This is a genomic window from Pseudoalteromonas sp. A22 (assembly GCF_018141345.1).
GTDB lineage: Bacteria > Pseudomonadota > Gammaproteobacteria > Enterobacterales > Alteromonadaceae > Pseudoalteromonas > Pseudoalteromonas maricaloris.
In genome coordinates, this window is the sequence record NZ_CP047238.1 from 504,684 (window position 1) to 517,430 (window position 12,747).

General features: G+C 46.5%; 2 protein-coding genes. Both read left to right on the forward strand.

Annotation, left to right across the window (positions count from 1 at the left end; genetic code table 11):
- Positions 1 to 68 precede the first annotated feature (68 nt).
- The gene (locus GSF04_RS07190; RefSeq protein WP_130126961.1) at positions 69 to 2,084 is read left to right on the forward strand and encodes an amidohydrolase family protein; all 2,016 of its coding nucleotides are present in this window, start codon (positions 69 to 71) and stop codon (positions 2,082 to 2,084) included.
- A gap of 723 nt (positions 2,085 to 2,807) precedes the next feature.
- Positions 2,808 to 12,734 (forward strand): non-ribosomal peptide synthetase/type I polyketide synthase, encoded by a 9,927-nt coding sequence (locus GSF04_RS07195; protein ID WP_211859134.1) that lies wholly within the window; start codon positions 2,808 to 2,810, stop codon positions 12,732 to 12,734.
- Positions 12,735 to 12,747 lie beyond the last annotated feature (13 nt).

Consider the following 12,747-nt stretch of genomic DNA (forward strand, 5'->3'; position numbering starts at 1 on the left):
AGCGCTTCGCTTTTTGTTATCTTGATGTAATATCATTGTTGTTAAACGGAAATGTAAGGAACAAGAACATGACAAAAATAATAACAAAGCGAAGTGCCTTGTCGACACTCGTTGCGGCGCTTTTAACTACCCAAAGTTGGGTGGTATTTGCTGACACCATTACCAATAATGTTTACTCAGAAAAGGGCTTAGCAGGCACACTAACCCAAGAAAAAATCGACGAGCAAAACTATAAAGCCAAAATTGAGTTTGGCTGGAACAATCGTCGGATCTTAATTGATGAAACCTTAAAGTTGAATGAAAAAGGACTACCCATCAATTTTAGTCTTAAAGGACGTTCTGCTTTTGGCTCCACAATTGACGAAACGTTTAGCTATAACAGAGGCATTGCGCAGTGGAAAAGTGTCAATGAATCAGGCATTAAGGCTGATGCGACACTCGATTTCTACGTACCGTCTAATAACCACCTTGCACTAGATAACGCGACGATGCGTTATGTTCTAAAAAATAATAAATACGAATTAGATGTTTACCCTCAAGGCAAAATGCTTATCGAAAAAATGAAAACGATGAAGTTAGGGGAGCAAACCGTTCATCTATTAGTAACGAGTGGCCTTAGTCTTACTCCTAATTTTGCATGGTATGACGACGATGGTAACTACTTCGCACAAAGTTGGGGGCCAATGTATGTCTTGCGCGACGGCTACACCAAAGCACAGTTCGAAGAACTTGAGGCTATCCAAAAACAAGCCGAACAGCAGCATTTAGAAAACCTCGCAAGCAAGCTGACACATGATGTCCCTGCATTACTTATTGAAAATGTTGCTGTCTTTGATGGTGAGCAGAAAAAACTGCTGAAAAACCATGATGTATTGATTAAAGATGGCAAGATTGTCGAAATCGCTAAACATATTAAAAAGCAAAATGGCGTGGTTAGCCTTGATGGAAAAGGGAAAACCTTGATCCCTGGGCTTTGGGATATGCACGGTCATTTATCAAAAGAGAACGGTATTTTAAATATTGCGAACGGTGTTACCAGCGTTAGGGACATGGGTAACGAGCACGACAATATTATGGAAATTGAAGCGCTCTTTAACACCAATCAGGTGCTGGGCTCTCGAGTGTACCGTGCTGGCTTTATGGATAAATACAGCGAAAACTCAGCGGGCTTAAGTGTGAAGTCATTGGAAGAAGCGCTCGAGACGGTCGATTTCTTTGCTGATAATGGCTATGTTCAAGTAAAGCTATATTCTTCTATCGATCCGAACTGGGTAAAGCCTATTTCTGAGCGTGCGCATAGCCGTGGATTGAGACTTAGCGGTCACGTGCCTGCGTTTATGACGGCAGAGCAAGCCATTGCAAATGGCTACGATGAGATTCAGCACATTAATATGCTGTTCCTTAATTTCCTTGCTGGTGAAGAAGTGGATACCAGAACACAAAAACGGTTTTCACTGATGGGAGAGCAAGCCTCAGGCTTATCACTTGATAGTCCAGAGATGAATGCATTCATTAAGCTACTAAGTGATAAGCGCATCGTTGTAGATCCTACCGTATCTACATTCAGAAGTTTATTGATGGCAGAAGATCAAAAGATCAATCCGGAATTTGCTGCTATTTCAGAGCATATGCCAATTGCATTCGCTCGCGGTTTAAAAGGGGCTGAGATGCATGTTGATGAACAGTTTAAACTGAGCTACCAAGAGTCGGGTGAAGCGATGCAAAAAATGCTGAAAAAGCTCTATGATGCTGGTGTTCCAATGGTACCTGGAACGGATAATATTGCAGGCTTTACCTTGATCCGTGAGCTAGCGCTTTACGTTGATGCGGGCATTCCTGCGGCTGATGTGCTGAATATGGCAACGCTAGAAAGTGCCAAATTGATGGGCGTTGCACATCAAACCGGCTCAATTGCCAAGGGTAAAGTGGCAGATCTAGTATTGATCGACGGCGATCCACTTAAGGATATTACGGCACTGCAAAAAGCGACATTGGTGATCAAAGGAGAGCAAGCGTTTAAGCCTGCTGAAATTTACCAAGCGATTGGAGTGAAGCCGTTCACTACCTCGCCTTCGCTAAAGTAATATTAAGTACGTTATAAAAGTAATAGTTTGATGCTGTAAGACCAGTGCAAATAAATATAAAACTTGCACTGGTTTTATTTTCGTTACCTCGATATCAGACTAAATTGTATTTCTGAGTTTTACCAAAAGTGTTTCTAAAACAGAGGTTTGTTCAATAAACAAACAAACCGTTCTGACTTTCCTATTACTATCTAATAAAAAATTCGTAAAAATGGTTCGGTGTAATCTTGTGTAATGGATAAATTTACTTTTTTGTTAATAAAGCGGTTTATTTATCAGTTTCTTGTGCTAGCCTTTTTCAGTACAGATCATGAGTCGTTGATGTGAAGCCACACAAATTGTGTGTGATTTACCAGCTTCAGTATGGTCTTTTTTATAACTCTATTTGAGACTTTGATGTCGTCACCCTCGCGTATAAGGATGGTAAAAAAGTTGCCATATTCAAGCGTTAAAGTGACAGTGAGTGATTACAGCAATGTTGTATGTATGCTGCAAGCAAATAGCAAAAGGTGCTGTTGATTAACTTGGCTCGCGGTTTTAGCGGTTAGTTAACCTTTATAGATATACCCTACAAACGTTCTCCTACTTAAGTGGGTACTGTGTTTGTTGCGGTTAAGTAATTGATTGGTTTTTTACAACGTTACTGATGGTTAACTGTCGCAAGCCAAATTGATACTGCTCGCGCTGTTGCCAAAGGAATCCCAACCAAGTTATGGGGATGGCATGAATACAAATATTGTTACTATACTCGCGGGTTTAGCGCGTACTCGATCTCAAGATATTGCCTATCAGTATTTTTACGATGAGGCATTACCAAGTAAAACCATTACCTACCAAGAACTGCATGAGCGTGCAGCCTCTATTGCTGAGACATTGAGTGAATATTTTGAACCGGGTGACAGAGCATTATTACTGTACAACTCTGGATTTGAATTTATTGAAGCTTTTTTTGCTTGTTTATACGCAGGGATAATTGCGGTACCGGTTTATCCCCCTAAAAAGAATCAAAATGTTGATCGTCTGCGTGCCATCATCGAAGACGCAGGTGCCAGAGGTGCGCTTACCAGTGAAAAGATCAATGAAATCGCCAAGCCATTGCTTGATTCTGAGCCAAGTCTAGCGCAGTTAGCACTATTTACTACCGATAACATTACACTTAAATCGACCACTCAACAGTGGCCTCGTGCACAACTCCTTGGTGAGCAACTGGCATTTTTGCAATATACCTCAGGCTCGACGGGCACACCTAAAGGCGTAATGGTAACCCACGACAATATTCTTGATAATCAGGCGCTAATGAAAGAAGCGTTTGGTCACGATAGCAACTCTTCGATTGTAAGTTGGTTGCCTCATTTCCATGATATGGGACTGATTTTTGGCATTATGCACCCAATCTACATCGGTGCGACAGCGGCACTGATGAATCCGGCTTATTTCCTGCAAAAACCACTACGTTGGCTAAAACTGCTTTCACAAACCAAAGCATTAACGTCAAGTGCGCCAAACTTTGCCTATGACCTGTGTGTGGACACCGTCAAAGATGAAGATCTTAAAGACTTAGATTTGTCCCATTGGCGCTCGGCATTAAATGGCGCAGAACCAGTGCGTGCCAGCACGTTAGAGCGTTTTTATCAAAAGTTTAAAGTGTGTGGCTTACAAAGAGAGAGTATCGCACCTTGTTACGGCATGGCAGAAACCACCTTATTTGCAACTGGTGGACGTCTTCTAGAAAAGCCAAGGATATTACGTATTGATGCGACCAAGCTACAACAGGGTAAAGCCGAACGAGTCGCAGATGAAGATACAGTAGATGCGTTTTATGCGTTAGATGTGGCTGATGAACAGCAGCCTTATTACGCCGTATCTTCTGGCGTGAGTTGGGGCGAGCATTGCATTGCGATTGTTAACCCTGAGTCTTTTGAAGCCTGCAATGATGGTGAAACCGGAGAAATTTGGGTAACTGGCCCAAGTGTAGCAAAGGGGTATTGGAATAACCAAGCGGCAACCGAGGCTACGTTTCATGCCAGAATTAAAGGTGCTGACGAGCGGGCTTATCTCCGTACTGGTGATTTAGGCTTTATCCAGCGTGGGGAATTGTTCGTTACAGGACGCGCCAAAGACGTGCTTATCTTCCGCGGTAAAAACTACTACCCGCAAGATATAGAACTTACGGTTACAGAAGCAAGCGATAGCTTAGAGCAAAATGGCGGTGCGGCGTTTTCGGTAGCTTCCAATGGCGATGAAGAGCGTTTGGTTATCGTGCAACAAGTAAAGCGTACTGCACTAAGAAAGTTAAATGCTGAGCAGGTATTACAGCAGATCACCGCTGCGATCGTTGAGCACCACGGCATTACGCCTTATGACATCGTATTGATAAAACCCGGTCGCATTCATAAAACATCGAGCGGTAAAATTCAGCGCCAAGAGAATAAGCGCAGTTATTTAGCCGATAACTTTGAAGTCATTGCGCACGCCCGTGAAGAAGCTACGCCACAACAAGCTGAGGCGCCATCGTCCTCGTCGTCACTACAGCAAATTCAGCGGTTATTACAAGATTTAGTCGCACAAGAAATAGATAAGCCCGCGCGTAGTTTGGATATCGACGCGCCATTCTTGGCATTAGGTGTGGATTCGATGAAAGCGGTACGGATCTCAGGGGAATTAATGGAAGTACACGAGCTAGATCTTGAGCCTACGGTACTTTACGAATATCCCTCAATTCGCGAACTAGCCCTGTATTTAAGTCAGTTTAGTACGCTTACTCAAGCTATAGGGCAGACAGAGCTTAACGAGTCGAAAGGCGCCACTGAGCAAGCGAATAAGACGCAAGCCTCTCGCCGAACTGAAGATATTGCGGATACAGATATTGCAGTGATTGGCATGGCCTGTCGTTATCCTTCAGCAAATGGACTCAATGCATTTTGGCAGCTGTTATGCCAGCAGGGCGATGGGATCACCGCGCCAGATCCTAAGCGTCAGCAGCTTTGCCCTAACCTTGAAGCTGACCGACTCGGTGGCTATTTAGAGAATGTCGATGAGTTTGACGCTGCATTATTCTGTATCTCGCCACTCGAAGCTAAGCATATCGACCCACAGCATAGATTATTGCTTCAAACGGCTTATTACGCCATACAGCACGCTGGCTACCAACCCGCCACACTCGCTGGTAGCGATATTGGCGTGTATGTTGGTATATCGCAAAATGACTACTTTTTATTGTCGCAACAACAGCAAAAAAGTACCGCGTATTTAGGCACGGGCACTGCGCTGAGCATTGCTGCAAACCGCATTTCTTATAGTTTTAATTTTACCGGCCCGAGTGTGGCGATTGATACGGCGTGCTCGTCATCGCTGGTGGCACTTCATCATGCAATTCAAGCACTAAGAAATGGAGAAACGAACGCGGCATTGGTGGCGGGCGTTAATCTAATTCTGAGCGATGATGTGACTAAGGCCTGTGAAAACGCACAAATGTTGGCAGCTGACGGCCATTGTAAAACCTTTTCACAGGCAGCGGATGGCTATGTGCGAAGTGAAGGAGTTGGGGTGGTGATGCTAAAGCCGCTACAACAAGCCATGGCAGACAACGACCCGATTGTTGGTGTACTCAAAGGCAGTGCAATTAATCAAGACGGCCGCAGCAATGGCATTACCGCGCCGAATAGTGCCGCGCAACAGGCTGTGATCAATGCCGCCCTTGGTAATGCCAAGATGCTGGCGGGAGATATTCACTATGTGGAAACCCATGGCACGGGTACGGAGCTTGGCGATCCTATCGAAATCACAGCATTAAACCGCACGTATGGAGAACACCATAGTCGCCATGATCCGGTTATTCTCGGTGCGGTAAAAGCGAATATTGGTCACCTTGAGTCCGGTGCGGGTATTGCAGGGCTTATCAAAACGCTACTGTGTTTACAGCATGGGCAAATTCCTGCGCAGCGTTATAGTGAGGTGTTAAATCCACATATTCCATGGCAAAAGCTCCCGTTTATGGTGCCGCAAAGCATGCAGACATGGCCTGCAGAACATGGGGGAATAAGAGCCGCTGGATTAAGCTCTTTTGGTTTTGGTGGTACTAATGCGCATGTGATCTGCGCACAAGCGCCTGCGCCTAAACCCGACGCGCAAGCTGAAGTAACACCGCCTTCGTTTTATCTATTGCCTCTCGCTGCTAAATCGAAAGCTGCATTGCAGAAACTTGCTGGTCACTATAGTGAACGATTGTCGAGTTTGACTCCTCAAGCATTTGATGACTTCTGCGCACAAAATGCCGAGCAAGTGCCGCTTAAAGGTGTGCATAAAACGTTTAGTGGCGCGAGCAGAGAAGCACTGATTTCGCAACTGAATATTCCGATTATTGCCGAACAGTCCTCGGCAAATGCTGCTCCAGAAGTTGCGTTTTTGTTCACCGGACAAGGTTCGCAATACCCCTTGATGGCTCACTCTTTATATCAACACCACTCAGTGTTTCGCAGGCACTTAGATGACATTGACAGTTTGGTTGGCGAGCGCTTTGGAGCACGCCTGTTGGATGTGTTATTCGATGAAAAGCATAGTGAACTACTCGCACAAACCCGTTGGACGCAAGTGAGTTTGTTTGCCGTCGAATACAGTTTGGCAAACTTATTGATGCATTATGGAGTAAAGCCATCTCAGCTGCTCAGTCATAGCGTTGGTGAGTATGCAGCGGCTTGTATTGCGGGTGTGTTCTCGCTTCGTGATGGCGTTGAGTTGATTGCCGCGCGTGGTCAACTAATGCATGAATTAGCGATAAAAGGCAGCATGATCGCCGCAAGATGTGATGAAAGAGCCGCACGTAATTGCTTGAGCGAGTATCAGGGGCAAGTGGTTATCTCAGCCTTCCATGGTGAGGCTGGGGTCGTATTCTCCGGTGCTGATGAAGCAATCACAGCCCTCAGTGATGTGCTTGCAGCACAGCAAATTAAAGTAAAAGCGCTGCATACGGCAAACGCTTTCCATTCTCCACTGATGAACCCCATGTTAGACGCCTTTAGGAAAGTCGCTGAACAGGTTAGATTTCAACAGCCTCGGCTGCCTTTTGTTTCGTCCATGACGGGGCAAGTAGAGACCGCACGCATTGCAACAGCTGAGTATTGGGTTGAGCAAATTATGGCACCGGTTCGCTTTGTTGACTGTGTAACTGCGCTTGAGTCACTAGAGCATGGCTTCGCGATTGAGCTTGGTCCCAAACCTATTTTGAGTGGCTTACTACAAGAAAACAGCAATAACAAAGCGCTCAATTATGCTCATGTATTGCACCCCAAAGGCGATGACAGCAAGAGGTTCGCCGAGTGTTTGGGCACATACCTCGACTTAGGCGGGGCGCTCGAATGGCAACAGGTGTATGGCAATCGCCCGAGCGTTAGAGCGAGCTTGCCGCAATATCCATTTGATTGCAGCTCATACTGGATTTTTGGTACTGAACAATCACAGCCCGAAGCACAGGCAGTGGTCGAAGCGAGTGACCGTGATGCACAAATTCACAGCTTTGTGCTCAATACCCTAGCGGGACTCTTGTCGATGCCCGCTGATGCTATCCAAACCAACCTCCCTTTGCTAGAAATGGGGGTTGATTCGTTGATGATCATGCAGGCCGTTAGAGTATATGAGCGGGAATTCGGTTTAGAGTTTAGTGTTCGTCAATTTTATCAAGAGCTCAGCGATGTCGATAAGTTAGTGGCCTATATTCAAAGCCATAGTGACTATCTCAAAGTACCGCAAGGTCCTCAGCAAGCTGGCAGTTTGCCATCACCTCTATCGATAACGACTGATACGCCAAAAGGGAGTGCAGTAGAGGCTGACAACCACACGCTTATCGCTGTCTATCAGGCGCAATTGCAGGCGGCAAGCACAGTGACTAACGCTGAAGCGAGAGCCGCGTTAGAAGCTGTGGTGGGGCAGCAGTTACGCCATATACAGGGCGTGAAAGTTGAAAGCAGTGCTGTCACCTCGACAGCAACCTTGGTATCAAAACCCCAGCCAAGCAGCGCTCAATCTGTATTACCAGGCGCACAGCAAAAACAAGTGCAGCGTGCCAATAGCAGCCCAGCCATGCGTCAACATCTTGCTGCATTGAGTGACTCTTACATTGCGAAAACGCACAGTTCAAAAGCGCTAGTGAGCGAATATCGTGCACGCCTTGCGGATTGCCGAGCATCGGCAGGTTTTAGACTGTCGAGCAAAGAGCTACTTTATCCGGTGTTCTCTAAGCGCTGTGAGGGCGCATATATCTGGGATATCGATGATAATCGCTATATTGATATCACCATGGACTTTGGTACTAACTTATTTGGTCATAATCCTGATTTTATCAAAGCAGCGCTGGCGCAACAGCTTGAATCCGGGATGCAACTTGGACTTGCAAGTCCTGATGCGCCCGAGGTCGCTGCACTTATCTGTGAGCTGACGGGGCTTGAGCGAGCATCGTTTTGTAACTCTGGTACAGAGGCGGTCATGACGGCGCTACGCTTGGCAAGAACGGTGACCAAGCGCGATAAAATTGTTCAGTTCTCAGGTGCGTACCATGGTCACTATGATGGTACTTTAGCAACTGAGTCGCCAGAGCAAGGCGTAGAGGCAATGTGCGCTGGAGTGCGTTATGGCGCAATCGCCGATAATCTTGTTTTACCTTATGGTGATGATGAAGCACTAGAGGTTATTACCCGAGAGGCACAACATATTGCCGCGGTGATTGTTGAGCCGGTGCAAAGCCGTCATCCTGAAAATCAGCCTTGGGCGTTTTTACGTAAACTACGTACGCTCACTGAAGCACATGGTATTGCCCTTATTTTTGACGAAATGATCACTGGCTTTAGAGCGCATCCAGGTGGCGTTCAAGGATTACTCGGCGTTAAGGCCGATATGGCAACCTACGGCAAAATCGTCGGTGGTGGTATGCCTATCGGTGTGGTCGCGGGGGCCGCTACCTATCTCGATGCCATTGACGGAGGAAATTGGCAATACGGAGATGATTCCTACCCTTTGACCGATACTACCTTCTTTGCCGGGACTTTCTGCAAACATCCAATGACCATGGCGAGCGCCAAAGCGGTGTTGCAAGCTATTAAGTCGCAAGGTCCAGCGTTACAACAAGGGATCAACGACAAAACCGCGGCATTTAAAGCACATCTCAATGCGTTTTTTGAAACCCATGACGTACCCATTCGAATAGAAGCGTTTGCATCATTATTCCGTTTTCGCTTTTCGCAAAATCTTGATGTGTTCTTTTATGAAATGCTAGAGCGCGGTGTATTTATCTGGGAAGGACGAAACTGCTTTTTCAGCGCCGCCCATACAGATGAAGACATTGCAGCGGTGATAAACGCAGTTGAAGCTAGTGTACTTAGCTTAAAACGTGCGGGTTATTTTGGTGAAGTGAGCCCAAGTGATGACGATGCTGCATTTCCACTTAGTCATAGCCAGCAGCAGCTATTAGCGATGGCGTTGACCTCTAGCGAAGGGGCGAGTGCATATCAATTACAAGCGATATTAAAGCTCTCAGGTAAGCTCGATTTAGTGCGGCTGAAGCAAGCCGTTAGCGCGGTCTGCCGCGACTTCCCAATCTTGCGTTTTGGTGTCGATAGTGACCGCTTAATGCAATATTGCCGAGTGGAACAAGCCGAGTTGCATGTTGAGCCATTGAACGAAGAAGACCAAGCAGCATTACACGCGCGACTATCCGCACTGCGTTATCAACCGTTTGACTTTGCAAAAGACTCACTTTGTAGAGTGACGCTGTTGAGTGATGGCAAAGCGCAGCACTATCTAAGTGTTGTGGCCCATCATGTGATCTGCGATGGGCTTTCACTACAAATGGTGCTGGCAGCAATCGCTGAGCGCTACAATCAAGATGTAAAACAAAATGAGGTGGCAAGCCGAGTTGTCTCCTTTAGTCACTACGTTGATAGCTTGCAGGCATATTCGCATTCACCAGAAGCTGCAAAAAACCAAGCTTTTTGGCATCAGTGCTTAGCGAGTTCGACACCACTTGCGCTGCCAAAATCAACGACGGTGAGCGTGGCTTCATATCAAGTTAATCAGCTCACATTACCCATTTCATCGAGTGCAATCCGAAATACTGAGACCCTTGCTCAATCTTTGCGTTGTGGGCAATTCGCGACAATGCTTGCACTGTATTGCTTGTGGCTACACAAGTTAAGCGGCCAGACTGTGATAAGTGTAGGAGTGCCGGTATCAGATAGGCAACGACTGGCATCGCAGTTTGAGCCTGAGTTACTCGACCAAGCCTTACTGGGTTATTGCACCAATATCTTACCCATTGTGGTGGATATAGCAGGCCTTAGCACTATCGGTGAGCTGGTACAGCGGGTACAAAACACCTTACTTGATGCCTTTGATCACCAAACTCATCCGTATGCAAGGCTTGCCGATGATCAGCTAATTCTACCTAGCACTTTGTTTAATCTAGATAAAGTCACCACTTTGCCGAGTTTTAATGGGCTAGAAGTTGAAGTGCAGCCAAGTGTAGCTAAATTTGGCCAATTTGAACTGACGACAAATATGACCTGTGTTGCGGGGCAGTGGTCACTGTTAGTGGAATATCACACGGCGAAATTTGATACTGAATTAATGACCCAGTATGTGGCTAAGTTTGTCCATTTGCTGTCGCAGGTTCAAGGCAACACACCGATAGGGGCTCAAAATGAGTTGATACAAAGTAGTGATGATGTGTATCGATTGGTTGAGTTACCGCTACAGCAAGAGAAATCGGTTAAGGTCGCGACGAGTTTTGTTGAAACTTGGCAGCACAATGTGTCGCGTTGCAGTGCACGTACGGCACTGGTAACGGATGATGTGAGTCTCAGTTATGAGGCGCTAGATGCGCGTGTTAACCAGCTCGCTCACTACTTGATGAAGCAGCAGGTAACGCCCAATAGTATCGTGGCGGTGGCATTACCACGCCGGGCGGAGCTGTTGGTAGCACTCATGGCGGTGATGAAAGCTGGAGCGGCATTTTTACCGCTTGATTTAACGTTCCCCGATGAGCGCATCGCGCATATCTTAGAGGATGCCAAAGTGAGTGTTGTGCTGTGTGATGCCAGCAGTGCAGAGTCTGCGTTATTCAATCACGGTCGTTTCAAACGAGTCTGTATGGATAGTGATGCCGAAGACATTGCCAAAAGTTCGACTCGCAGCCCAAGCTTACTAATTCAAGCTCAGCAGCGTGCATACGTGATTTATACCTCTGGTTCCACGGGGTTACCCAAAGGCGTTGAAGTCAATCACGGGGCATTTGCTAATTTGCTTGCGTCTATGTGTCGTGAGCCGGGGCTGGTGACAGATGACCGCTTATTGGCCATTACCACGGTAGCGTTTGATATTGCCTTGCTAGAGTTGTTTGGGCCGTTACTAGTTGGTGCGTCTGTGGTGCTGGCAAGTGATGAAAGTATTAGCGATCCTGCTGTGCTTGGCGCGCTTATTGAACAGCAGCAGATCACGGTGATGCAGGCAACGCCAACGCTATGGCAATTAGTGTTAAATGCGGCGCCAGCATGCACTTCTGGCATAAAAGTATGGAGTGGCGGTGAGCCTTTACCTCAGGCACTGGCCACGCAGTTACTTAGTCACAGCAAAGCTGTTTATAACTTATACGGGCCAACCGAAACCACGATTTGGTCGGCGGTGGCACATATCGACAATGCCGCAGAGGTAACCATTGGTAAAGCAATACAAAATACCAGCTTATTTGTGCTCCCAACCGAGTGTCATGGTGAAGGGTTGCCTTTACCCGATGGCGTATGGGGTGAGTTATACATTGGTGGCAGTGGTGTTGCTATGGGTTATTTACATCAAGCGGAGCTGACCGAGCAGCGTTTTATCAATCATCAATTTACAGCTTCCATTAGCCGCCGCTTATACAAGACGGGAGACAAAGCGAGGCGTTTAGCTGATGGCCGCTTTGAAGTAAAAGGACGCTTAGATAATCAAATTAAACTCCATGGTCATCGTATAGAGCTTGGCGATATTAGCCATCATTTGGGGCGGATACTCAATACTAGTGAAGTCGATGTTTGCGTGCAAACACTAGAAACTGGCCCATGTCTGTGTGGTTATATGATTGATGATGGTGAGCTATCAACCGAGTGGTCTTCGCCTCGGCTGCGCCAAGCGCTCGGTGAATGGTTACCAAGTTATATGGTGCCTGAGCATTTTGTTTGGTTAAGTCAATGGCCGATGACACCAAATGGTAAGCGCGACCGAAAAGCACTACCAATGCCTGCTGCCGAGCAAGTATCAGAAATATGCACGTTGGCTCCTCGCACTGAAACAGAAAAGCAGCTGCACCAGCACTATATCTCGCTACTCCCTGTTGAGCAGTTGGGCGTCACAGCACGTTTTGTGGATAGCGGCGGCAATTCGGTGATTGGTATGCAGTTGGTATCGAGACTCAACCGAGCTTTCAATATTAAATTGACCATTGGCGACATCTTTGAGCACGCCTGTATTGCAGAGCTTGCTGAGTGTATAGAAGCGCTAAAACAAGCTCATGATGCTATTTCGGTGGAGGTGCAAACTCCAAATGTAGAGAAAGTCAGTGATATTGTGAGCGATCGAGATTTGAGTGCTGCGCTAAGTGATAAATCTATGACGGAGATGGACTTGTAATGATGGAAAACTT